Origin of the sequence: Psychrobacter sp. 5A.1 (assembly GCF_030407455.1) — a bacterium.
Taxonomy (GTDB): domain Bacteria; phylum Pseudomonadota; class Gammaproteobacteria; order Pseudomonadales; family Moraxellaceae; genus Psychrobacter.
The window spans coordinates 26,375-49,818 of the sequence record NZ_JASDDJ010000013.1; the positions used below are offsets into that span (position 1 = coordinate 26,375).

Below are 23,444 nucleotides of genomic sequence, written 5' to 3' on the forward strand. Positions count from 1 at the left end.
ATGTCATAATTGGTCGCAAGAGATGTTACAATAATCAGTTCAATTGATAATGTTTAGCTATCGATAATAATCATTCATATACTATTTAATTATGGTGTTCATTAGATGAAATCCGCTGATGACACTAAGGTTTATTTTCTGCGTCATCAATATTTCATAGAACTAACTATAACCACCTTACCAAGATTTATCTAATTTATGATAGTTATCTTTGGTATTTTTATATAATATAATGCATAGTTAACAGACACTTACGATTGGTAAATCGAGTTATACTTAGTACGTTTTAGCGTAAAGTTAATAAAAATTCGCCAGATTATGATGTTATAGACCAAAAATCATCATGACAGCACTACAAATACCAGCCTTACAATGGCAGTTATTCCAAAGCCAAGAGAACCAGATATGAATTTGCAGCGGGTTGATTTAAATTTATTAGTCCATTTAGATGTGTTGCTACGAGAAAAAAACGTTACTCGTGCAGCTGAGCAGCTTGGTATTACCCAGCCTGCCATGAGCAATATTTTGCGCCGTTTACGTAAATTGTTTAACGATCCGTTGTTGGTGCGTTCCTCTGAGGGGATGACACCGACCGAGCGCGCCTTGGAGTTGCAACCTCGTATTCGTGAGATACTGGCAGATTTGACGCAAGTATTAGAGCCACGTACCGAATTCCGCCCTTATAGCACCTCTCGCGTCTTTCGTATTATGACGTCAGATTATGCAGAAGCGACGCTAGTTCCTAAACTGGTCAAAGCCTTACGCTCAGAAGCACCCAATGTTATCTTGGATTTCTTGACACCATCGGACGTCTCTTATCGGGATATGGAGCAGGGGCGCGTTGACTTAGCGATTAACCGCTTTAATGAGATACCGCAGAGTTTTCACCAAGTGTTGGTGTGGCGTGATACTTTTAGTTGTCTACTATCCTCTGACAGCCCTTATGCCAATCGTTTCAACTTAAAAAACTATCTGAAAGCACAGCATGTTTGGGTATCAAAAACTGGCATGGGTGTGGGCTTTGGGGTCAATCCTGAAAAATCAGGTGGTCTAGGGTCTATCGATCAAGCGCTACAACGTTTGGGACAAAAACGTCAAATCAGTGTCTTTACGCGCCATTATCAAATGCCAGCCATGCTTGCTGCTAATAAGGATTTGGTAGCAACGTTGCCAACTCGTGTGGCAAAAATGCAGGCAAATAACGACAGTATTAAAATGGAAGAGCCGCCATTCTTCATTCCTGAATTTGAGCTGACAATGGCGTGGTCACCGTTATTGCAGCATCATCCAGCCCATCGTTGGTTACGCCAACTTATCATGCATGTGGCGCGTCAAATCGTTGACGAAGAAGAAAATCCGCCACAAGAGATTCCTGTGATGAATCATTTGTTCTGATGGGTTTTGTGTAATCGAACTTATCTCATTTTTATCACCATTTTCACAATGAGGATACGGCTAGTTTCTTAATAAAAATATATCTTTTACCTCTTACCTTATATAGTTATTAGACCAGCCATTAGGCTGGTTTTTTATGTTCTAGCGATTAATAATTTGTATATGGTGTTTAGCTGTACTTAATATGTCAGTCACACTCTTAACATCTTCAACACACTTCACAATATATTGTAAAACTCTTAGCCAAATAGCTTGTTAAGATAACGGCAGATAGAAAAGAACCTACCTATCGTTTTTGATATTGATGTAGATTTCATTATTAAAAACTGTGACAGAACAATAATGATAAGTGACAGTAATTTCAATTATAAATCCCAAATATAAATTCGAATAATAAGGACAGTAACTATGTCAGACATTACTACTATTAACCCAACCACGGGTGCAGAGATCAAAAACTACGATTACATGAGCGTAGACGAAGTTAATAAAATCGTCGATGCCTCGCATGAAGCTTTTTTATCATGGCGTACTGTGAGCCACGAAGAGCGTGGCCGAGCGATTAAATCTATCGGTGATAAGCTAATCGAGCACAAAGAAGAACTGGCTAAGCTGATGACAGAAGAGCGCGGTAAGGTATATAGCCAAAGCTTACAAGAGATTGATCTGTGTAAAGCAATTTGTGACTATACTGCCGAAAACGGTATTGAAGCACTGGCTGACGATGTACGTGAGATTGAAGGCATGAGAAAGGGATTGGTCAGCTATCAACCTATCGGTATCATTTATGGTATGCAGCCTTGGAACTTTCCAGCCTATCAGGTATTCCGCTATACCATCGCCAACCTGATGGCCGGCAACAGTATCTTGCTAAAACACGCCTCTAATGTGACAGGTTCTGGTTTATTAATCGAAAAAATACTTCACGAATCTGAATTACCAAGTGATTTGTTCCGTACGATTATCATCGATCACGACCAGTCAGAAGCCTTGATTGGACATGATAAAGTGCGCGGCGTCACACTAACTGGTAGTGACAAAGCAGGCGTAATCGTTGGACAGCAAGCCGCCAAAGCCATCAAAAAAGCGGTACTAGAGCTTGGCTCAAACGATGCTTTCATCGTATTAGAAGATGCTGATTTAGACATAGCAGTAGAAACTTGTACACAAGCACGCCTAATCAATAACGGTGAAACTTGTGTTGCCGCAAAACGATTTATTGTGGTCGATAGTGTGTACGATGAGTTTCGTAAGCGTATTGTCGAAAAGTTTGAAGGCACCAAAGCGGGCGATCCAATGGATGACAGCTCGGATATTGGTCCATTAGCCCGTGCAGACTTGCGTGAGCAATTACATGAGCAAGTAGAGCAAAGTGTGGCCAAAGGCGCAACGATTGCTGTTGGTGGCCGTGTTCCTGAAGGTAAAGGTAACTTTTACCCAGCTACTATCTTAGAAAATGTTGAAAAAGGTCAACCTGCCTATGATGATGAGTTGTTTGGCCCTGTGGCTTCGCTCATTCGCGCAAAAGACCAAGACGATGCCTTACGTATCGCTAACGACAGCCGTTATGGTTTAGGCGGTGCAATCTTCTCAAAAGATACAGACAAAGCAGTACGTCTAGCACGTGAGGAGTTTGATACGGGTATGGTCTATATCAATGGTTACGGTCTAGCCAATCCTGCACTGCCATTTGGTGGCGTCAAAAACTCAGGCTATGGTCGTGAGCATGGTGGCTTTGGTATCAAAGAGTTTGTTAATATCAAAGCGGTTCATGTTTTTTAAGAACCTACATTTTAAGAATCTAGATAGTTAAATAGCTAGACAGTTTCAGCAGATAACCATTTATGATCTCAAATTGTAGAGGGTTATTGAAATAAAAAAGCCCAGTCTCTCGTTATGAGTTGACTGGGCTTTTTATTGCATCAAATAGAACGGTAAAACATGCAATTTGATAAGCTGAAACTTTTACGTGTTTATAAACAGCTGTAATGGCAAGGCTGGCAAGTAATTTGCTTTAGTTTTATTACAGGTTTCATTGCTGACTTTATTGCTAGTATCAAGTGACAATACTTTATTTGCTAATAGCAAAATCGTCCAAGGCAGCAATTTATGTTCAAGTTTTTGTACACGTGCTTGTAGGCTATCAGCCGTCTCTGTTTGATTGATCTCTAACAGCGCTTGAGTCAAAACAGCGCCCGCATCGAGCTCAGCAGTGACAACATGAATACTACAACCATGATGACGTTCACCTGCTTGTATCGCTCGCTGATGGGTATCAAGCCCCTTGTAAACAGGCAATAGAGAAGGGTGCAAGTTAATCATAGGCGCTGGCGCATTGTCGATAAATGGGCCACTTAATACACGCATAAAACCAGCTAACACTATTAAATCAGGTTGCCATTCAACAAGCTGTGCATTTGCATGAGTTTCAAAAGTTTTGATACCCATGCGTTTGCCGTTAGCAACGTGTGACAGTACCGCGACTGGAATATTGGCCTCATTTGCACGCGTGATGGCATAAGCGTCATCACGATTGCTGATGACACCTACTATCTCAATCGGTAGTGCGCCAGCTTGCATCGCATCTATCAATACTTGCAAATTGCTACCACTGCCTGATACCAGAACGGCAATACGTAATGGCTTGTTGGCGTGACTGGTATTATTGGCTAGCATTAACGGTACACCACTGCATCCACTTCACGACTGACCATTTCGCCTAACTGCCATGCTTTTTCGCCAGCGTCATTCAATATATTGATAGCCGCTTCAGCTTTATCTTTAGGCACGACAATTACAAAGCCGACACCGCAGTTAAAGGTGCGGTACATTTCACTCTGCTCGATGTTACCTTGGGTTTGTAACCAAGTGAATAGCTCTGAAAACTGCCAGCTATTGGTATCGATGCTAGCGGCTAGTGTTTCAGGCAATACACGCGGTAAGTTATCTGTTAAGCCACCACCTGTGATATGTGACATCGCATGAAGTGCTGAACTGCCAAGGGTGTCTTGCAACGCTTTGATGGCTTTAACATAGATACGAGTAGGGGCCATGAGTGCGTCTTGAATAGGCTGACCGTCTAGTTGCTCATCGCTAGTGGTGACATCGACGCCACTCACTTCGATGACTTTACGAACCAATGAATAGCCGTTTGAATGAGCACCACTTGAGGCGAGGGCGATCAATACATCACCTTCTGCGACATTTTCACCAGTGATTACTTCGGCTTCTTCAACCACGCCCACACAGAATCCAGCTAGGTCATAATCGTCATCTTGATACATGCCTGGCATTTCAGCCGTTTCGCCACCGATGAGCGCACAGTTTGACAGTTTACAACCTTCGCCAATACCAGTGACAACCGTCGCTGCTACGTCAACATCGAGCTTACCTGTTGCATAGTAATCTAAGAAGAATAATGGCTCAGCACCGCAAACCAATAAGTCATTGACGCACATAGCGACCAAATCAATACCGATAGTGTCATGACGATTCAGTTGTAATGCCAATTTGAGTTTGGTACCAACGCCGTCAGTGCCTGAAACCAATAAAGGTGAGGTGTAACCGGTCGGAATACGACAAAGCGCGCCAAAACCGCCAAGTCCGCCCACAACCTCAGGACGAGAGGTGGCTTTTGCCACTGATTTAATACGTTGAACCAACGCATCGCCTGCATCAATATCAACGCCGGCATCTTTGTAGCTTAAAGAAGGCTTGTTACTCATGGTCATCTCACAAATTTTATAGGGAATGAAGGTCTGTCGGTAGAAAAGCGAGTTGGTCGTGTTAATTCTGAATATAGTGGGCGCATTATACCCAAAAATGACCCTCACTCGCAAAGCAACTTGTGGATATTTGGCTGATATTTAGTGAAGACTTGCTTTAAGTGGTAAATAAGTGGCTCGGAAACAAAAAATGACGGATTTTTTGCTGTACTCTGCGATAATGGAACGCTAAATTTATGGTCAATAACTGTTTACTATTAGGGCAGGTTGAACATTCACAAATAGTCTCTGTCAGTGTTATGGTCGAATATCAAACACGCCCTAAAAGGTTATTATGCGGTAAACCAAATCAAAAACTCAAACACACCACTATCTCAAATCATCTTAACTGTAGGGTTACTTGTCATGATGAACCAACCAATCGATCCTTTTTTTCGGCGTTTATTAATTGTTGTGGCTTTAGTGGTGGCCATGTTTCTCTTATATTTGATGATGCCAGTCATGGTACCGTTTGTCGTGGCTTTTACGCTTGCTTACTTATTCAATCCTTTGGTCAAGCGCTTATCAAAATACATCAAACGCTGGATGGCGATTATCATCGTTTACGCCACGATTACTTTAGGAATGACCGTGCTGTTGTGGTGGTTAATCCCCACTCTGTGGCACCAATTACAGGCGGCTTGGGATTACTTGCCCAAGATATTTAATTGGTATAATCAAATAGTGCGAGAGTGGTTCAATAGTAATACCCGTATTAAACTGCCCGAATTAGAATCCAAGGAGTTTTCTGAGACACTCGTCGATTATATGCAAACGAACTATAAGTTCGCTGATGCCAGTACGATGATGAGTCAGATACTGACCTCGAGTTTAAACTTTATTAATAACGCAGGTCTCATTGTATTGGTGCCCATTTTGACCTTTTATTTTCTGTTCAATTGGGATCAACGCCTGCATACTTGGCAAATGGCAATACCAACACAGTACTGTAAAAAAGTGACTCAAATTGCCAAAGAGTGTGATCTGGCACTGATGGCGTTTATCAAGGGTCAACTGCTAGTGATGGTATTATTGGGTGCGATTTATGCGGTACAGTTGCAGCTCATTGGGCTAGAGCTTGGACTTATCATTGGTATGGTGGCAGGCATTGCTAGCTTCGTGCCATATTTAGGATTTGGTCTGGGTTTTATCGCAGCCATCATCGCCTGTTTGTTTCAGTTTGGATTGGATTGGACGTATTTATCGCTTATTGTTGGTGCGTTTTTGATTGGGCAAGCCGCAGAAGGCTACGTCCTGCAACCATTGCTATTGGGTGATAAGATTGGTTTATCTCCACTATGGGTTATTTTTTCAGTATTGGCAGGGGCAAGCTTATTAGGCTTCGTCGGTATGCTGATTGCGCTGCCTGTCTCGGCGGTGCTGAACGTACTGTTTCATCATCTATATGGTTATTATCGTACGACTGATCTTTATAAAGGCCGTAAACAACTGGCGCTGTTTGAAAAAAAATAAATAGCCTATTATTGAGTCTACTAGGGTGTATTCTCCATTCACGTGATCGTTCTCTAAATGATCTAAAAATGGCTAAATTTTGCTAAACATCGTCAAATAGCTGGTGAATATCTCGATATGATTTGCGCTATTTTTCTCATTTGATGGCAATTTATCTCATATTTATCTCTATTTTTAAAATGAGAACACGGCTCAGATAGATAGCATGTGTATAATAATCATTAGGCACCAGCGCCATAATTGATAAGGCTGAATAGGTAAAAGACTTGTCAGTCATTTTGCAAATATGTTATATATAGGCGCAGTGCTGACAGTATCAGCCTTTTCAAAATGAGGACACGTCCTAGTTGGTCATCGACAAGATGGCCTTTGATCAAGAAATCCTCCGATATATCCAAGTTACAGCGATGAGATGTTAATGCGGCGCGTTTATATCAGGTAGTATGAGAGCGGTTCAAAGACAGGTATTCATAATTTACCCTTTTATTTATTGCATTACGCAAAACGAGTTGATGATTCATGGCAGAAGCACAGCTAAGTCTCAATCTGGACATTAAGCATGATGCAAGTCTCAGCGACTTTGCGGGTCCCGGTTGGATGTCGATTATAGACGCAGTACGGCAGTTACATGTCGGCCTGATAGGTCAGCTGTACCTGTTTGGCAGCCCAGCGACTGGCAAATCTCATTTGCTCTCGGCTATTTGCGAGTCATTCATTGAGATGGACAAATCCGCGATTTGTTTGTCACTCAATGAACTGATTCATACGGATGTCCACGTACTGTCATCTTTAGAAAACTTTGATCTTATTGCTATCGATGATCTAGAAGTCCTTGAGCAAAGCAGCCAATGGCAAGAAGCCTTGTTTCATTTGATTAATCGTAGCCGCGAAGGGCAGCGCCAACTGTTATTTGCGGCAAACAAACCAGCTGACGATTTGCCATTTCAGTTAAGGGATTTATTGACGCGTTTGGCGCAAGCACCTACCTTTAAAGTGCCTAATGGTCATGACTTGGCAGACCGCCAAGCATTGCTGCAATCTATTTTACGTCGTCGCGGTTGGCAGTTTGATGATCGAATTATTGACCACTTATTGACTGATGGGCCACATCGTATCGGCGCCATGATGGACGTACTCAATTATATTCAGCCGATGTTTTCAAACCTCGGCCGCAGCAATATATCTAAAGCTGTGATCAGTGATGCTTTGCGTACCATTGATGAGCAAACACTGGCAGCCGAGCTTGCTGATATCGCGCAAGAGACGCAAGTAGATAACGAGACGTCGGATCAAGATAACCATACGATGCCACTCGATTTTTAGCAGAAAAAACGAATAGCCGTAAGAATATGAATTTTTTGTCCAAAACGCTTTTACTATTAATGGAATCACTTATGAAATCGAATGCTTCTTTGCTAAAAAAATTAACCATAGGCACATTGTTGGTTGGCGCTACCTCGATACCTATGTTGTCACAGGCAGCAGTGACGCTACTGATCGATGATCATATCAAAGTAACCGCTATCAATGGACAGGAAGTTCAGCAGAGCGCTTTTCAGCCGCTGACGAAAAAATTTACATTACAGCCTGGGCAACACGCGATTACTGCTAAATACGACCGTTTGTATAACTTGCGCCGCGATGAGCATGATTATTTGCGTTCGGGCAATGTCAGTGTGGCGGCAGAATTGGCGGACAATCAAACCTATCGTCTCACTATGCCAAATCAACCAGAAGAGTATGAAGCCGCTAGAGAGTATGCCAAGCAGCCAACGCTTGCCGTACAGCAGAACAATACCATTATTGCCAGCCAGCAAAGTATGGCGGGTAACCAAGGTGGATTATTTGCAGGACTTGGTAAGACACTAGGTGGCGTATTTGGCGGTAGCGGTGATGCTGAATTGCAAAATCAGCGTGCGATTGCGGCATTGAATCAGCCAACTGCCCCAGCTCAAAATGTTTCACAGCAGAATACAAATATTGATAAATCTAGCAGTACGTTGGATCAGTTTATGCAAATTTGGTTACAAGCAACGCCTGATGAGCGTGAAAAAATGAGCCAGTGGATTCAAAAATAAATTACCATTTTCGTAAATACTTAGCAATAAAAAAGCACCTATCTAGGTGCTTTTTTATTTGTACATGATATCTTTTATCTCATTTTAGTCTGGCTACTATTAACCCAAAAAGGCGTTGTACATCCATACGAGCTTTTCTTGCTCTTGTACGTATGCATCGACGAGATCAGCTGATCCTTGGTCTTCACTTTCTGCTGCCAGTGCCGATACTTGACGCTGCTCTGTAATCAGTGCTTGCAATCCAGTGACTACGCCTTTGACACAAGTCGTGCCGTCTTTGACGTTTTTATCTTCACTGATACTGGTATGCTGCGCAAAGTCGCTGTAAGCATGTAATGGTGTGCCGCCTAGTGTTAGGATGCGTTCAGCAATCTCATCAATTTGTATTTGTAGCGCTGTATATAGCTCTTCAAACTTTGGGTGTAGGGTGAAAAAATGCTCACCTTTTACGTTCCAGTGATAGCCACGTACGTTTAAATAAAACACGTGATACGTTGATAGTAGGTTGTTCAATTGTGCGATGACTTCGCTCATGTCTGCTTTTTCTAGACCGATCTGGTTAGTAGCGTTATTAGAATGACTCATAGTATTATCCTTATAGTGTGAGTGTACGAGATTAAACCAGGAAGAATTATAGCTGTGCTAGGGCCAGACAATAATAAAAAGAACTTAATGGTTATCTGACCTATTGGTATAGTCTGTAAGTCTTCTTTTGATGCTTATAATAATAGCAAACTATTATTAATAAGTTAAATTTAATAAATACAACTTTACGATTGGTTTTATAAAACCATTAACAACGCTCTCTGCCATGTCTATCAATGATAGAGCGCGCTGCCTATTTTTAGGCTGGTGGTTGCAAGTTTTCAGGGTTTAAGCCTTTAGCAGGAATCACCTCTTGTAAATGCTGACGTACTGTATCGATCGGGAATTTCTGTGCTTGCAAACGTTTGGGAACGATTTGGCTGCCTTGCTGACCTTTCATTTCAAACATCATAAAAATGTAATCATCCGTTTCATCCCAGCTTTTGACTGCGGTCCAAGGGACAACGGCTTGCTGGGTCGCACCTGCACGCATCTGCATGCCACGCATTTGCGAGTTTTTCATCATATCAGGTTGATTGGTTGGCATTGCCATGACCAAGCCATGTTTTTGTACGCCCAACTTCATTTGACGCATCTCGTCTGGCATCTCTTGATCGGCCACTTGCTTTTCAAACTCTCTTTTTACGTACCATTTAAAACCCAAGGTACGAGCCAATAGGTAAATCACCACACCAACCAGCATCAACCAAAATATAATGGTCGAATAGCCTGTTACAAAGACCAATCCTGCGATAGCGAGTACCACAACCACTGCCATGATGATCCATTCTTTGGTTTTAATGCTTGATAGACCAAAAGAGGGGCTGGCACTGGCAAACAGTTCATACTGTGCTTGGTGAAATTCAGCCTCAGTCAGGTTCAGGGCGACAGGTTGGAGTGTGTAGGGATACAGGGCCATAAAGGTTTCTCAAATACTTGTGTTAAAAGCGTTGGGTTAAAATTACCAAAGCGAGGCAGCTATGCCGTACTTGGCTAGAAATGAATAAAGGTATGCGCTTATCTTACCGAAAAGTGCTCCTAAATGAAACATATAAGCAGGTCTGTTCACTGATAGAGGTGATATTAGTCCATTTACCGTTTAGGGTTCAGAGTTAGGACACGCCCTACGGTAATTTGCGGCAAATATGAAGCACAACGAATGAAAAATCAGTCAAAGAAAGCCAAAACATGGTCAAATCTGCTGTGTCTTGGTATTATAGCGGCTACCACTTATTTCGATAAAACCAGCACCTTTAAAAACAAATCTTTTATTCACCTTTAGTGTTACAGGCAACTATTATGATTGATCCGAAACTCTTGCGCGGCGATTTAAACGACCTACAACAGCAGTTGGCCACTCGTGGTTATGCACTTGACATAGATTTTTGGCAAACGGTTGAGTCAGAACGTAAATCTTTGCAGATCAAAACTGAAGAGTTGCAGTCGCGCCGTAACGCGGGTGCTAAGCAAGTAGGCGCGCTAAAAAAATCAGGCGAAGATGCCAGTGAGCTATTGGCTGAGATGCAGAGCGTCAGCGGTGAGATTAAAGCTGCTGAAGATGAATTGCGCACTTTGCAAGAGCGTATCACCAAAGCTGGCATGCAAATCCCTAATATTCCAGCAGCCGATGTACCAGTGGGTACGTCAGAAGATGATAACGTAGAAGTACGCAAGTGGGGCACACCGCGTACGTTTGATTTTGAGATTCAAGATCACACTTATATTGGTGAGACACTTGGAATGCTTGATTTTGAAGCGGCGACCAAGCTGACTGGCAGTCGCTTTAATGTGCTAAAAGGACAGTTGGCGCAGATGCATCGTGCACTGATTCAATTCATGCTCAATACGCATACCATGAAGTACGGCTATCTTGAGACCTATGTGCCATATATTGTGAATTCAGACAGCCTCAAAGGTACAGGGCAATTGCCAAAGTTTGAAGATGATTTGTTTAAGCTGAAAAATCACACAAACAATGAAGACATGGACTTTTATCTCATTCCTACTGCTGAAGTGCCAATGACCAACTTGGTACGCGGCGAGCGTTTGGACATTAGCGAGCTGCCGCTTAAATTTACCGCGCATACGCCTTGTTTCCGTAGTGAGGCGGGTTCTCATGGGCGTGATACTCGTGGTCTAATCCGTCAGCATCAGTTTGAAAAAGTTGAGATGGTCAATATTGCCACGGCTGAGCAGTCTGATGACTTGTTAGAGGCAATGACAGGACAGGCTGAATACATCTTGCAGCAGTTGAACCTACCATACCGCACCGTTCAGCTATGTACGAGTGATATGGGTTTTGCCGCACAAAAGACTTATGACATCGAAGTATGGTTACCGAGCCAAGATACTTACCGTGAAATCTCTAGCTGCTCTAACTGTGGTGACTTCCAAGCGCGCCGCATGGGCACACGTGTCAAAGACGGCAAGCAAACTAGCTTAGCTCATACTTTGAACGGTTCAGGTTTAGCCGTTGGTCGTACGCTATTGGCAGTCATGGAAAACCATCAAAACGCTGATGGTAGTATCACGATTCCAGAAGTATTGCGTCCGTTTATGGGCGGTGCTGAGACGATTTCAGTTTAATATCAGATTAACTATAGTCGATTCAGTTTAAAAGTAGTACAAGGCAACCGAGTGTAGATGTATATGTGATACTTTAAGCGAGGTTAACGCTGTAATACTTTTATAGTGGAATGACTATTATAGCTGAATAAGGATGAATAGTGGCATTGTACGCAGATGGTTCAGGTCAATATCAGAGTGAGTATGACGCTTTGTGGCAAAGCCTTGTGCCGAAAAGTGGTCGTGCCGCTACACTTCAAGGTGAGCTCGTTCGCTTGATCGGTCGGTTGGCTAGCGAGTATTACCGAAATGGTAATATGAATTGGAGTGATGATTTTAACAACATGGCTAAGTGCCTTGAGACTGAATTAAGCCATCATTTCGATGAACCGTCAGACCAACAAGCCATTCAAGTGTATTTGTATCAGATAATTAAAAATGGCGAGACAGGTATCTGCTATTACCTAGATGGTGAAGATATATACGATAAAATAACGGATTATGTCGTGATGTTCTGCCGACAGAACAAGTCAGCTGTGCTTAATCACTGCCCAGAGACTTACCATTACTCGTACTAATTCAGGCGACTCTTCTATTAGGTGATACTTCTATGACGCAGTTTTATTTAAGAACCGCAAATGATGAGTTGGCAATATTCGATTGGGTATCCATAAAACGTTATATTATGGATTTGCCTTATTCAAATGAAGAGCATATCGTCTTAGGTAGCTTGCTTGATGATAATAGTTATATCCAGACTCGTATTAATATAGAAACCTATCGCACAGACGGGCTGTATGATTTAGAAGTGCGAATTCCTATAGCGAGTGGGTTTAAGCACTATCAATGCTGTACTAACGATACGTGTCAAGTGATAGATAGCTTTTTTCTGTTTTACACCAACCAGCCAGTAGATGTCAGCTTGTATCAAGATATAACGGCTGAATTTGATTTGTATTGATTTAAAGCTCATGTCATAAATACTAAATTACTGACCAGTATTATTCATGATGTGTATGAAGTATGAGTAGTAATAAACTTGGCTTTCATGTCATTTCTTAGCTAGGCTCATAGCAAATATGTTAATATTGCACTTTGATTTTATAGCCAACACGGTAAGGGCGCATTTTGCGTCCTTATTTTATTACCCTTTGAGTAAACTCTCCTCTTATCAGCCATACCCCTCATTTGAATATTAGGACACTCTATGCCAGCTCCAATTAGCGAACGTAAATTAGCCAATGCCATTCGTGTACTGTCGTTTGACGCGGTACAAAAAGCCAACTCTGGTCATCCAGGTGCTCCGATGGGCATGGCTGATATTGCTGAAGTTCTGTGGCGCAAGTTTTTGAAGCACAACCCAACCGATCCACAGTGGCACAACCGTGACCGCTTTGTCTTATCGAATGGCCATGGCTCAATGCTTATTTATTCATTGCTGCATTTATCTGGTTATGATTTGAGCATCGATGATCTGAAAGGTTTCCGCCAATTGCATTCAAAAACCCCAGGTCACCCTGAGCTTGGTTATACACCAGGTGTCGAGACGACTACTGGTCCACTAGGTCAAGGTATTGCTAATGCCGTTGGTTTTGCCATTGCAGAAAAAACTTTAGCCGCACAGTTCAATCGTGACGGTCATAACGTCGTAGACCATAACACCTATGCGTTCTTAGGCGATGGTTGCTTGATGGAAGGTATCAGTCATGAAGTTTGCTCATTGGCTGGCACGTTAGGTCTTGGCAAGCTAGTCTTCTTCTATGATGACAACGGTATCTCTATCGATGGTAATGTCGAAGGCTGGTTCACTGATGATACGCAAGCGCGTTTTGAATCTTATGGCTGGCAAGTTATCAAAGTCGATGGTCATGATGCTGAAGCGATCACGCAGGCAACTGAACAAGCGCTAAAAGAGACTACCAAACCAAGTCTTCTGATTTGCAAAACCACGATCGGTGCTGGTAGCCCGAACAAACAGGGCCTAGCAGCCAGTCATGGTGCACCACTTGGTGATGACGAAATCACCTTAACTCGTGATGCACTGTCTTGGAAGCATGCTCCATTTGAATTAGATGATGAAATCTATGAAGCATGGGATGCTAAAGCCAAAGGTGACGTACAACAAAAGAACTGGGATGCGGACTTTGACGCTTATAAGAAAGCCTATCCTGAACTGGCGTCTGAGCTATTGCGCCGTCTAAATGGTGATTTGCCTGCTGACTTTGATAACCAAGCACAAGCTTATATTCAGCAAACGCAAGAAGCGGGCGGCGATGTCGCCAGTCGTAAAGCCAGTCAAAATGCGATCAATACCTTACAGCCATTATTGCCAGAATTGCTAGGCGGTTCAGCGGATTTAGCTGGCTCGAACTTGACGCTATTCAAAGGCGCTAAAGGCATCGAAAAAGACGCTGATGGCAACTATATCTATTACGGCGTGCGCGAGTTCGGTATGACCGCGATTGCCAATGGTATCGCGTTGCATGGCGGCTTTATCCCTTACGTAGCAACGTTCCTGATGTTTATGGAATACGCACGAAACGCGGTACGCATGGGCGCACTCATGAAGCAGCGCGTCATCCATGTCTATACGCATGACTCTATCGGTCTGGGTGAAGATGGCCCAACGCATCAGCCAGTTGAGCAATTGACTAGCCTACGTACCACGCCAAATCTACGCACATGGCGTCCGTGTGATGCGACTGAATCTGCTAGTGCTTGGGTAGAAGCAATCAAATCAGAAAACAACCCATCAGCATTGATCTTTAGCCGTCAGAGCTTGCCACATCAAGCACGTGATAGCGAGCAAGTAGCGAATATCACCAAAGGTGGCTATGTACTTGCGAAAGAGCAAGGCGAGCTACAAGCAATCATCATCGCCACTGGTTCAGAAGTTGGCCTTGCGATGGAAGCGTACGAGACATTGAGCGCAAACGGTGTTGGCGTCCGTGTGGTGTCTATGCCATGTGCTGAGATTTTCGTTGAGCAAGATGCTAGCTATCGTGAGGCGGTATTGCCTGCCAATATCCGTGCCCGCGTCGCAGTCGAAGCGGCGCATGTAGATTACTGGTATAAGTTCGTTGGTCTAGATGGCAAAGTCATCGGCATGACCACTTATGGCGAATCTGCTCCTGCAGACCAGTTATACAAAGAGTTTGGTATTACAACTGACGCTGTGGTTGAAGCGGTAAATAGTTTGGTGTAATAAACCTGACTTAGTTAGTGTTTAAAAAAAGAGCTACTGGAGAAATCTAGTGGCTTTTTTTTATATTTGATGTGTAAGTTTTGGAGCCAATCCTGCTTTACGCTATTATCTGCTTCGTCAATGGCGTGCGGACTATCGTGCCTGAACGCGTTCCGTCATTTAAGCGACCACTTCCATCCACAGTCCGTAGCGCCATTGTCATCAGCAGGATAACCGTTGCAATCAGGGCTAGCGGTTACATCGTGTTCTTGATAATATCTATAGTTGTTTAATTTATGCTCTTCTACTGAAACGAATGTGTTGCTTTGTGATGATTGTATTCTATATCACGAGTTCTAGATTGAGATATCTGCAACGTATAATCTTAAAACATAGAAATATTGATAAGGGTTTGAGCCATGAATAGTCTCATAAATAACTTAGTTGGTGCTTATAAAAAGGATAGAGTTTCAGAAAAGCTATCTGAAGTTAGAGATCAGTATAGTAAGGAATGGTATGAACATTCAAAAGCATTTGATGAAAGAAAGTATTATGAATGGATGGCTAAACGGGTTATAGATTATAAGAATATCCTTGAAGTTGGTTGTGGTACTGGATTTTCAACTTTGAATTTATTGAATCAGGGTCATAAAGTTATTGCTGTAGATGAAAACCCTTCATGTCTTAAAAAAGCAGAAAAGCTGTTGAAAGAGAATGGCTATAATGTAAAGTTGATTCTTCGTGGAAAAGTTATAGCTATAGATAGTCAGAAGTATGAAATAAAATATAAAGATTTAACATTCAATCAGGTAGATTATGATGTGGTTTTGGTCGAATCTGATTTTATTAATGATGATAAGTTTGTTGGATTTATAAAGAATGACTTAACTGAGGTTATTGATGGAATAGTATGTTGGTTGTTAGGTACTCACAATATGAGAGGGAATAATAGTTTATTCAATACTACTATTACTAAAAATTCATCAGATGCTCGTATATTTGTTCAGAAAAGACTATATCAAATATGTGACGAAATTCTTTCGTCAGGAAAAGGATTAAATATAATTGATAGGGCTGTATATCAGGAGGATTTAGTTGAGATGACTAAGTTTGAACATATAAGGCTGAGTAGAGGGACTGGATTTTGCATTGAGAAGATAAAATTTGTAGATTACGAAGAGGTAGGTAAAGATCGTGGTACTAAAATGATTGCTAGAGATGAGTCTGGTGGGACTATTAATACTGATAACTATCAGAAGGTTTTAGTATCTACTCTATCTATAAAAAAATAGAATAAGTTTCTGAATAAATATGAGCCCGAGCCCATCCCAGATTCTGTGTAACTGCCATTTAGATTAAATGCTTGCTGATACGATCATCAAACATAATCATAAAGCGATTCAGAGCAGACGTCCAGTTACGGATTGGCATCGACCACTTCTTGGATGCTTGCTAGGTTGCCAGATAAACCACCTTGAATGCTGCCTGATCAGAGGGAAACTCCCTTGCTGATAAATTATTTGTATCAGTCCTTTCTCAAAAAATGATTAATAACTTATAGTTAAATCGTTTTAAGAAGCTCAGTGTTTAAAATAGAGCCAAATCATGTCCCTAAAATCCAGCTTTAAAGGTTTCCTAGGCGAGACCGTTATCAACGTCGTCATGTGGTTAAAGCTTGAAAAAGATGTTTATAATCCGAAAGAAAAAATTATATAGGCTGGACACAAAGATGAATATCATGCATCAAAAAGTAGCTATCTATAACAATAAAATTAAAGAAAATGCTGAGTTAATATTTAAAAGCTATTCGGATTCTTCTGAAAATGTTGGACTAACTCTTGTATTGGCTGGACTTGGTAGGTATCAATTTCAAGATAGTGATTTTTATAAAGCTTTATTCGGACTAAGGGCACTATTAGAGCCTAAAAACATTGTTATATGTATTAATGGATGTAGATTAGATTTTGTCTGCTCAAGTATGGGTCAGCAAATGTCACAAGGAAAAGTTGGCTATATAATTGAAATGGGAAAGCGAGGCACTAACAGAGTTGGGACTTTTGACCATTGTGATGATCTAGATAAATTAACTACAGTACATAAGCAAATGGACTATATCAAACAATGGAGTGAGTCGCTAAAAGGTTAGTTTATTGGTTATATTAAATGAATATTTGATGTGAGTGCCAATATCCGTGCCCGCGTCGCAGTAGAAGCGGCGCATGTAGATTACTGGTACAAGTTCGTTGGTCTAGATGGCAAAGTCATCGGTATGACCACTTATGGCGAATCTGCTCCTGCAGATCAGTTATACAAAGAGTTTGGTATTACGACTGACGCCGTGGTTGAAGCAGTAAATAGTTTGGTGTAATAAACCTAACTTAGTTAGCGTTTAAAAAAAGAGCTGCTAGAGTAATCTAGTGGCTTTTTTTATGGTTTAATTTTTGGCTTTTCTTTTGGTCTGCTTTTGTCGATATGGTTATCTGTAAAATAACGGCTGCAATCAGTACTAAATTCTGTGCCTCAAAATAATGATTTAGTGGTAAATTAGAATAGATTGATTGCTCACAAAGTTATATTCTACTTCTTGTGCAGCTCTCATATAAAAATAAATTATATGACTACAGAACTGGAAAAATTAGATGGATAGTATCGAACTGGCAAATGTTATTACATGGCTAAAGCAGATTGAACTAAGTGAAGGCTTGATAGCAGCCTGTATAATCGGAATATTTGGACTATGCGGTATTCTCATTACTCAGAAATCTGAACGCAAAAAGGAGTATGAAGCCTTTTTGAGAATAAAGTTTGAGGAAGTGGCTTTTAGATTGGTTGATTTTGCAGCCATTATTCAGGAAATTCAATCCAAAAGTTTTTCAAGCAATGACGATGAAGCTTTAGATGTTGATGAATTTTACAGAGAAGGTGGCAAGATAGAAATATTGATAGCTTTATATTTTCCAGAGCTTGAGAAAAAATATGAGTTGTTTTTAAATGCAGGTGGAAACCTGATAAATGCACAGCAGGAATATGGAACTAATCCTAGTGATAGTACTTTAGAGGTACTTAAACAGTTTGATGAAGAGTATGATCGGGTTTATAAGAGTTTTTATAAACATATCAGATCATGCTCTTCTAATTACGCTAAGCCTTTAAAGCGTCGTAAGAGAGTGCTAATTAATTAAATTTAAAGAGTTTCGTTAGTACGCCTAGCATATTCTATAACCATTCTAAAGATCGCTATTATGTCCCTCAAATCCAGCTTTAAAGGTTTCCTAGGTGAAACCGTCATCAACGTCGCCATGTGGTTAAAACTAGAAAAAAACGTCTATCACCGATTAAACGGTATTACCTTGCCAAGAGCCAACGGTGGTAGTACCCAAATTGATCATATCATCGTTTCTGTATACGGCATCTTTGTCATCGAAACCAAAAATTATAAAGGCTGGATATATGGTAGCGAGAACCAAAGACAGTGGACGCAAGCCTTCCCAAATGGAAGTAAATTCAAATTTCAGAACCCACTGCGCCAAAATTATCTGCACATCAAGACGCTCGCAGATTTATTAGGATTGGAACTGAGCTACTTTCATTCGATGATTGCTTTCATCGGTGAGTGCGAACTGAAAACGCGTGATGAGTTACCCGAGCACGTATTGACAGGTGGCATGGTATCTTATGTTAAGAAAAAGCAGGATGAAATACTGACTGAAGACGAGGTTAGGTCCATCGTTGAGCAGATTAACAGCAACAAATTTAGTAAATCTTGGCGCACCAATCGAGAGCATAAAGCCTATCTAAAAGACAAGCATAGCCCCTCAAACAAACAGCCTAGTGGTAACGCTACCGATAAATCAGTTTCTAAAACTACCAATAAGCCTACACCAGAGACGATAGTAAAAGAAACCGCTAAACGAGCCACGCTGAAAAGTAGAGAAGTGCTGCAATGGTCGGGTCAGACTGACATTGAATCTAGCGAGTTACTAACTGATAATCTGAATACTCAGCAGGTAAATACACCATATGATATGGCTAATAAAGTGTTTCTTACACCGTTTGAGGTTGTAGAGCTTGAGCCAAAAGTGAATAAACCCGTTACAGTTGAGGTGGTAAACAATACAGATAATCTCATTCAAGCACCAACCTGCCCAAGATGTCAGGGGGCAATGATCAAACGTGTTGCAAAAAAAGGCCAGCACCAAGGGAAAGACTTTTTTGGTTGTAGTCAGTTTCCTAAATGTCGCGGTGTGGTGAATATTGATTAGTCTTTAAAGAAAACCGACCCATGCCTCGCATATTTCCCCACTTTTAAAGCATCGGATGCTGAGGCTAATATTTTTGTTTTCTTGCTTGGTTTTGTTCGCTAACACCTAGCGACAAGATGACCGTCGAAAAAAGTTTTATCGGTGCGCTAGACGTACTCTATAAACTAACCGCTACTTCATGATAAAAGCGACGTCAAAATCATGGGTTGGCACAAAATTACTTTCTTTGATTTCAAACGTCGTTGGTCCAATCTTCTTAACGTTACCCTTGCCTTTCCAGCAGAATGAGACCAGTTCGTTAGGGTCGCGTTTTACAGTCAGTTTAAAGTTGGTGATAGGTTTGGCCCAATTTGCCCCCGTCGTTAGGATATAGCTTAAGGCATGATAGGGACGACCACCACCCTTGTGAAATCCTCTCTGAGTTGAACTGTCTACGCAAAAATTTGGAAACTCTTCCTCACCTAGATGCACCGAGCCACCCACCAAAGGTTTATACGTGTGTTTGACCTTGGTGATAGTATTGGCTTTGAAGGTTTGCTCCCAACTATAAATAATTTGTGAGTCCCAAGGCATATAAAAGTACCCTTCATCATAGATAAATTTATCTAGTGCCTTATTATTACAATCTACAAGACGTTGATTGATGTCATCGGTATCAAATTTATAGGTCCAAGGTGACATCATTTCAGCGTCACTAATACCGCACGCCTTAAAAATGTTGGTGGTATCAATAGGCGTTTTCCCATAGTGTCTATTACCATCTTTGGTGACAATCGGATGCATAAAAGTACGAACATGCTGATTAGGAATGATAGGCTTACCACTGGCCCAAACTTTAAAGTTATCATAAGTGGCACTTATATCAGCGTAATCTGAGTCCATAGAGCTAGGCACCGCTGGCATAGGAAAAAGAACCGTCTCAGTAATGTCTTTATTACTGAGATTTTTGAACTCATAATTGACGCGAATTTCATCTTTTGAGATGTATAAATCCTCACTATGCATGCTGATGTTTTTATTTTTCAGATATTCAACACCGCCTGTGCCGACATAGCCCGTAGAGTCGTTTGCTTGGGCAGCCGTCATCGCTAGTAGCACAGTGCAAGTTAATGTACCGCTAAACATCAGATGGCGCTTATCCATATATTTCTTCCAAACGTAAACAAGCGACCAATCGACCGTCCCATTCGCGCAATTGCGGCTCTACTTCGCTGCATTGCTGCTTGGCATAGGGGCAGCGTTTATGTAGGGCGCAGCCACTTGGTGGATTGAGCGGACTTGGTAGCTCACCTTGTAGGGTCAAATCGTTTTTATGGCCATTTACCGTTGGTGCAGCAGCCAATAGGGCGATAGTATAGGGATGTTTTGGCGCGTTATAAATCGCTTCTTTGGGGCCGTGTTCAACAGCTTGACCTAAATACATGACCATCACATCATCAGCGACATGACGTACGACCGATAGATTGTGCGAGATAAAAACGTAAGCGGTACGATATTCATCCTGCAAATCCATAAATAGATTTAAGACTTGCGCCTGAATGGATACATCGAGCGCGGAGGTCGGCTCATCAGCGACGACAATTTTAGGATTGAGCATCATGGCGCGGGCGAGGGCAATACGTTGGCGCTGACCACCAGAAAACATATGTGGATAGCGGCCTGCATGTTCGGGACGTAGACCAACATTTTTCATCATCTCGTTGATTTTGTCGCGCTTTTCTTCTTTGGACAGTTTGGTATGGATATCCAATGGTTCCGTCAACTGATAGCCGATAGTATGGCGCGGGTTGAGGCTACCATAAGGGTTTTGGAAGACCATTTGAATTTCGGTACGCAACTCTTTTAGCGCTTTTCTACTATAGCCAGTTGTTGCTTCATCGTTGATAAATAGCTCGCCATGAGTAGGCTCTTCGATCAGCGTCAGCTGGCGGGCAAGGGTGGATTTTCCGCAGCCTGACTCACCAACGACTGCTAATGTCTTGCCAGCTTCAAGCTCGAATGAGACACCATTGAGCGCTTTCACGTAGGCTTTTGCTTTGCCCAGACCTTGTGATACTGGATAGTGCTTGTGTAGGTTGTCTGCTTTTAAGACCACTTTGTTACTCATACTTGGGACTCCAAGGTAGCAGCGTGAGAGGGGCGAGAGGTAATATTAGAATCAATACAACGTACCTTGCCAGTAGGTGTATCTAAAATAGGCGGTGGTACTTCACAAGCGGATTCTTTATACGGGCAACGCGGAGACAGTAAGCAGCCGCTTGGGCGATCGTATTGACTTGGCACGACACCGGGCAAGCTGTTTAGACGGTCTTGACCGATAGCGAGCTCTGGGATGGCTTGCAGTAATGCCTCGGTATAAGGGTGAGCAGGATTTTGGAAAATCTCCGGTACGGTACTGGTTTCCACCACTTGTCCCGCATACATGACTGCGACATCACGCGAGTTTTGTGCGACCAGTCCCAAGTCGTGGGTAATCAGTACCATTGCCATCTGTTTTTCGCGTTGTAATCGGCTCAGCAAATCCATAATTTGTGCCTGTACCGTGACATCGAGAGCAGTAGTGGGTTCATCTGCGATCAGTAGTTTTGGCTCACAAGCAATCGCCATCGCAATCATGACCCGTTGACTCATACCGCCCGACAGTTGATGTGGATAGACTTTGAGTCGGTTTTTGGCATCGGGCATCTCGACCAATTCTAGCAGCTCTAAGATACGCGCTTGTACTGCTGCGCCTCGTAAACCAAGGTGCTTGCGTAGTACTTCGCCTAATTGCATCTCAACCGTAAAGCTTGGATTTAGGCAAGACATGGCATTTTGAAAAATCATAGAGATGTCTTTACCAATGATGCCGCGCTTCTCTTTGGCAGGCATGCTAAGCATGTCTTTATTATCGAACATAACACGCTTAGCACGAACCGTCGCAGAGGGTGGTAATAGTCCCATCAGTGCCATCATAGTGACCGATTTACCTGAGCCAGATTCACCCACGACAGCGATAACTTCGCCTTGTGCGATTTTTAATGACACATCATCGACGGCACGAAAAGCACGCACCCCTTGACCGAAAGTGACTGAAAGATTTTCAATGTCTAACAACAATGCTGATTCTTTTGTTGATGAGTCATGCATTGAAGTATGGGTCGTGGTTGTGTTTAAAGTATCAATCATCTTAGGTCACCTGCTTCAATTTGGGATCTAGCGCATCACGTAAGCCATCACCAGTCAGGTTAATCGACAATGCAGCCAAGAATATAGCGACACCCGGCCAAATGGCTAGCCAAACATTACTTTGAATATATTGACGTGCCGTACCTAGCATCGCGCCCCATTCGGCATCCGGTGGCTGTACACCAAAGCCCAAGAAACCAATCGCACCCGCTTCTAAAATAGCAGAAGAGAAAATCATCGTCGCCTGTACGATAAGCGGTGCCATACAGTTGGGCAAAATGGTGATAAATAGTAAACGCAGTACACCAGCGCCCATCACTTGAGAGGCGATAAAGTACTCACGTTGTAGCTCTACCATTGCAGTAGCACGTGTCAGACGAATAAAAGGCGGCGTACAGACCAGCGCGATCGTAATGATCGTATTGGTCATAGAAGGCCCTAAGATAGCAGCAATGATAATCGCCAATAGCAAGCTTGGATAAGACATCAAAATGTCATTAACTAGCATGACGGCCTTGCCCCAGACTTTTGGCCAAAACGCCGCACTCAGCCCGAGCGAAATACCGACCAGCATCGCCAGAGTCGTCGCGCTCAGACCGATAAACAGTGAATAACGCGCACCATACATCACCCGAGACAAGGTATCTCGGCCCGCATCATCAGTACCCAGCCAAAACATGGTATTGCCGCCATCAAGAAAGGCAGGTGGCAGTTGCTCTTGGCCGGTGAACAATTCATAAGGATCATGAGGCGCAATGGCAGGCGCGAGTATGGCAATAAGCACCATCAATGCCAGTACAATAAAACCAAGCACTGCGCCTTTGTTTCGGCAGAATGTCGATAAAAATAGCTGCCAAGACGAGGGCGGTGTGGCAGCCATAAGATTAAGATCAGTGGGAACAGCAGAAGGCTTCATGAGCATTTCCTATAGTGGCTAGCGCGTTGAGAGGGTTCGGATTTTTGTTCTTAA

The 23,444-nt window shown here is 42.3% G+C and carries 21 protein-coding genes and 2 pseudogenes; 14 read left to right on the top strand and 9 right to left on the bottom strand.

All coding sequences use genetic code 11. The annotated features are described in order from the left end of the window. The first annotated feature begins 405 nt into the window (after window positions 1-405). Together QL982_RS04625 and QL982_RS04630 are read left to right on the top strand one after the other, a co-directional pair. Window positions 406-1,395 (top strand): LysR family transcriptional regulator, encoded by a 990-nt coding sequence (locus tag QL982_RS04625; RefSeq protein ID WP_110923131.1) that lies wholly within the window; start codon window positions 406-408, stop codon window positions 1,393-1,395. Window positions 1,396-1,803: 408 nt separating this feature from the next. Continuing rightward, window positions 1,804-3,177: an NAD-dependent succinate-semialdehyde dehydrogenase gene (locus tag QL982_RS04630; protein ID WP_290164407.1), complete on the top strand. Its 1,374-nt coding sequence runs from the start codon at window positions 1,804-1,806 to the stop codon at window positions 3,175-3,177. Between the two features lie 183 nt (window positions 3,178-3,360). On the opposite strand, the gene purN is transcribed toward QL982_RS04630, so the two are convergent. Next, window positions 3,361-4,071: a phosphoribosylglycinamide formyltransferase gene (gene purN, locus QL982_RS04635; protein WP_290164406.1), complete on the bottom strand. Its 711-nt coding sequence runs from the start codon at window positions 4,069-4,071 to the stop codon at window positions 3,361-3,363. Continuing rightward, window positions 4,071-5,120, bottom strand: a complete 1,050-nt coding sequence (purM, locus tag QL982_RS04640; RefSeq protein WP_290164405.1) for a phosphoribosylformylglycinamidine cyclo-ligase — start codon at window positions 5,118-5,120, stop codon at window positions 4,071-4,073. The genes purN and purM overlap by 1 nt, the downstream gene beginning before the upstream one ends. Window positions 5,121-5,525: 405 nt before the next feature. Here purM and QL982_RS04645 point away from each other — a divergent pair, with 405 nt between their 5' ends. From QL982_RS04645 to QL982_RS04655, 3 genes are all read left to right on the top strand, one after another. Beyond that, complete coding sequence (locus QL982_RS04645; protein ID WP_290164403.1) at window positions 5,526-6,632, top strand: AI-2E family transporter; 1,107 nt, start codon at window positions 5,526-5,528, stop codon at window positions 6,630-6,632. Window positions 6,633-7,151: 519 nt separating this feature from the next. Then, the gene (hda, locus tag QL982_RS04650; RefSeq protein WP_290164401.1) at window positions 7,152-7,955 is read left to right on the top strand and encodes a DnaA regulatory inactivator Hda; all 804 of its coding nucleotides are present in this window, start codon (window positions 7,152-7,154) and stop codon (window positions 7,953-7,955) included. 71 nt (window positions 7,956-8,026) lie between these two features. Continuing rightward, window positions 8,027-8,710 (top strand): DUF2057 family protein, encoded by a 684-nt coding sequence (locus tag QL982_RS04655; RefSeq protein WP_290164400.1) that lies wholly within the window; start codon window positions 8,027-8,029, stop codon window positions 8,708-8,710. A gap of 99 nt (window positions 8,711-8,809) precedes the next feature. Here QL982_RS04655 and QL982_RS04660 read toward each other — a convergent pair whose 3' ends face one another. Both QL982_RS04660 and QL982_RS04665 read right to left on the bottom strand, forming a co-directional pair. Then, window positions 8,810-9,295 carry a Dps family protein gene (locus QL982_RS04660; protein WP_290164398.1) on the bottom strand — a complete coding sequence of 162 codons (486 nt, stop codon included), beginning with the start codon at window positions 9,293-9,295 and terminating at the stop codon, window positions 8,810-8,812. A 259-nt stretch (window positions 9,296-9,554) separates the two neighbouring features. After that, window positions 9,555-10,214: a YcxB family protein gene (locus QL982_RS04665; RefSeq protein ID WP_290164397.1), complete on the bottom strand. Its 660-nt coding sequence runs from the start codon at window positions 10,212-10,214 to the stop codon at window positions 9,555-9,557. A gap of 380 nt (window positions 10,215-10,594) precedes the next feature. On the opposite strand from QL982_RS04665, the gene serS reads away from it, so the two are divergent. The 5 genes from serS to QL982_RS04690 all read left to right on the top strand — a co-directional run bounded on the left by serS (window position 10,595) and on the right by QL982_RS04690 (window position 16,336). After that, entirely contained in the window at window positions 10,595-11,881 is a 1,287-nt protein-coding gene (gene serS, locus QL982_RS04670; protein ID WP_290164395.1) for a serine--tRNA ligase, read from the top strand. A gap of 140 nt (window positions 11,882-12,021) precedes the next feature. Then, on the top strand, window positions 12,022-12,438 hold the full coding sequence (locus tag QL982_RS04675; protein WP_290164393.1) for a hypothetical protein: 417 nt from the start codon (window positions 12,022-12,024) through the stop codon (window positions 12,436-12,438). Window positions 12,439-12,470: 32 nt separating this feature from the next. Next, window positions 12,471-12,821: a hypothetical protein gene (locus QL982_RS04680; RefSeq protein WP_290164392.1), complete on the top strand. Its 351-nt coding sequence runs from the start codon at window positions 12,471-12,473 to the stop codon at window positions 12,819-12,821. 246 nt (window positions 12,822-13,067) lie between these two features. Next, window positions 13,068-15,065 (top strand): transketolase, encoded by a 1,998-nt coding sequence (tkt, locus tag QL982_RS04685; protein ID WP_290164390.1) that lies wholly within the window; start codon window positions 13,068-13,070, stop codon window positions 15,063-15,065. Window positions 15,066-15,463: 398 nt separating this feature from the next. Then, window positions 15,464-16,336 (top strand): class I SAM-dependent methyltransferase, encoded by an 873-nt coding sequence (locus tag QL982_RS04690; protein ID WP_290190185.1) that lies wholly within the window; start codon window positions 15,464-15,466, stop codon window positions 16,334-16,336. A 58-nt stretch (window positions 16,337-16,394) separates the two neighbouring features. Here the strand turns inward: QL982_RS04690 and QL982_RS04695 are convergent. After that, a pseudogene (locus tag QL982_RS04695) lies at window positions 16,395-16,550 on the bottom strand (IS256 family transposase); the annotation flags it as partial. Between the two features lie 223 nt (window positions 16,551-16,773). On the opposite strand from QL982_RS04695, the gene QL982_RS04700 reads away from it, so the two are divergent. From QL982_RS04700 to QL982_RS04715, 4 genes and pseudogenes are all read left to right on the top strand, one after another. After that, entirely contained in the window at window positions 16,774-17,190 is a 417-nt protein-coding gene (locus tag QL982_RS04700) for a hypothetical protein (RefSeq protein ID WP_290165169.1), read from the top strand. Window positions 17,191-17,226: 36 nt separating this feature from the next. Beyond that, window positions 17,227-17,412 (top strand): annotated as a pseudogene (locus tag QL982_RS04705) (hypothetical protein); the annotation flags it as partial. Window positions 17,413-17,683: 271 nt separating this feature from the next. After that, window positions 17,684-18,226, top strand: coding sequence for a hypothetical protein (locus QL982_RS04710; RefSeq protein ID WP_290165167.1), 543 nt, complete (start codon window positions 17,684-17,686; stop codon window positions 18,224-18,226). Window positions 18,227-18,286: 60 nt separating this feature from the next. Then, the gene (locus QL982_RS04715) at window positions 18,287-19,306 is read left to right on the top strand and encodes an NERD domain-containing protein (protein ID WP_290165165.1); all 1,020 of its coding nucleotides are present in this window, start codon (window positions 18,287-18,289) and stop codon (window positions 19,304-19,306) included. A gap of 171 nt (window positions 19,307-19,477) precedes the next feature. On the opposite strand, the gene QL982_RS04720 is transcribed toward QL982_RS04715, so the two are convergent. From QL982_RS04720 to QL982_RS04735, 4 genes are read right to left on the bottom strand one after another with little or no spacing between them, the layout of a single operon-like run. Then, window positions 19,478-20,449 carry a DUF4424 family protein gene (locus QL982_RS04720; protein ID WP_290165163.1) on the bottom strand — a complete coding sequence of 324 codons (972 nt, stop codon included), beginning with the start codon at window positions 20,447-20,449 and terminating at the stop codon, window positions 19,478-19,480. Continuing rightward, complete coding sequence (locus QL982_RS04725; RefSeq protein WP_290165161.1) at window positions 20,442-21,413, bottom strand: peptide ABC transporter ATP-binding protein; 972 nt, start codon at window positions 21,411-21,413, stop codon at window positions 20,442-20,444. Before QL982_RS04725 ends, QL982_RS04720 begins: the two co-directional genes overlap by 8 nt. Further along, complete coding sequence (locus QL982_RS04730; protein ID WP_290165159.1) at window positions 21,410-22,474, bottom strand: ABC transporter ATP-binding protein; 1,065 nt, start codon at window positions 22,472-22,474, stop codon at window positions 21,410-21,412. The genes QL982_RS04725 and QL982_RS04730 overlap by 4 nt, the downstream gene beginning before the upstream one ends. A 1-nt stretch (window position 22,475) precedes the next feature. Beyond that, complete coding sequence (locus QL982_RS04735) at window positions 22,476-23,390, bottom strand: ABC transporter permease subunit (RefSeq protein WP_290165157.1); 915 nt, start codon at window positions 23,388-23,390, stop codon at window positions 22,476-22,478. Window positions 23,391-23,444 lie beyond the last annotated feature (54 nt).

Coding starts and splice junctions, on each gene's coding strand:
- QL982_RS04625 (WP_110923131.1), top strand. CDS start 406: ATGAATTTGCAGCGGGTTGATTTAAATTTATTAGTCCATTTAGATGTG.
- QL982_RS04630 (WP_290164407.1), top strand. CDS start 1,804: ATGTCAGACATTACTACTATTAACCCAACCACGGGTGCAGAGATCAAA.
- purN (WP_290164406.1), bottom strand. CDS start 4,071: ATGCTAGCCAATAATACCAGTCACGCCAACAAGCCATTACGTATTGCC.
- purM (WP_290164405.1), bottom strand. CDS start 5,120: ATGAGTAACAAGCCTTCTTTAAGCTACAAAGATGCCGGCGTTGATATT.
- QL982_RS04645 (WP_290164403.1), top strand. CDS start 5,526: ATGATGAACCAACCAATCGATCCTTTTTTTCGGCGTTTATTAATTGTT.
- hda (WP_290164401.1), top strand. CDS start 7,152: ATGGCAGAAGCACAGCTAAGTCTCAATCTGGACATTAAGCATGATGCA.
- QL982_RS04655 (WP_290164400.1), top strand. CDS start 8,027: ATGAAATCGAATGCTTCTTTGCTAAAAAAATTAACCATAGGCACATTG.
- QL982_RS04660 (WP_290164398.1), bottom strand. CDS start 9,295: ATGAGTCATTCTAATAACGCTACTAACCAGATCGGTCTAGAAAAAGCA.
- QL982_RS04665 (WP_290164397.1), bottom strand. CDS start 10,214: ATGGCCCTGTATCCCTACACACTCCAACCTGTCGCCCTGAACCTGACT.
- serS (WP_290164395.1), top strand. CDS start 10,595: ATGATTGATCCGAAACTCTTGCGCGGCGATTTAAACGACCTACAACAG.
- QL982_RS04680 (WP_290164392.1), top strand. CDS start 12,471: ATGACGCAGTTTTATTTAAGAACCGCAAATGATGAGTTGGCAATATTC.
- tkt (WP_290164390.1), top strand. CDS start 13,068: ATGCCAGCTCCAATTAGCGAACGTAAATTAGCCAATGCCATTCGTGTA.
- QL982_RS04690 (WP_290190185.1), top strand. CDS start 15,464: ATGAATAGTCTCATAAATAACTTAGTTGGTGCTTATAAAAAGGATAGA.
- QL982_RS04700 (WP_290165169.1), top strand. CDS start 16,774: ATGAATATCATGCATCAAAAAGTAGCTATCTATAACAATAAAATTAAA.
- QL982_RS04710 (WP_290165167.1), top strand. CDS start 17,684: ATGGATAGTATCGAACTGGCAAATGTTATTACATGGCTAAAGCAGATT.
- QL982_RS04715 (WP_290165165.1), top strand. CDS start 18,287: ATGTCCCTCAAATCCAGCTTTAAAGGTTTCCTAGGTGAAACCGTCATC.
- QL982_RS04720 (WP_290165163.1), bottom strand. CDS start 20,449: ATGGATAAGCGCCATCTGATGTTTAGCGGTACATTAACTTGCACTGTG.
- QL982_RS04725 (WP_290165161.1), bottom strand. CDS start 21,413: ATGAGTAACAAAGTGGTCTTAAAAGCAGACAACCTACACAAGCACTAT.
- QL982_RS04730 (WP_290165159.1), bottom strand. CDS start 22,474: ATGATTGATACTTTAAACACAACCACGACCCATACTTCAATGCATGAC.
- QL982_RS04735 (WP_290165157.1), bottom strand. CDS start 23,390: ATGAAGCCTTCTGCTGTTCCCACTGATCTTAATCTTATGGCTGCCACA.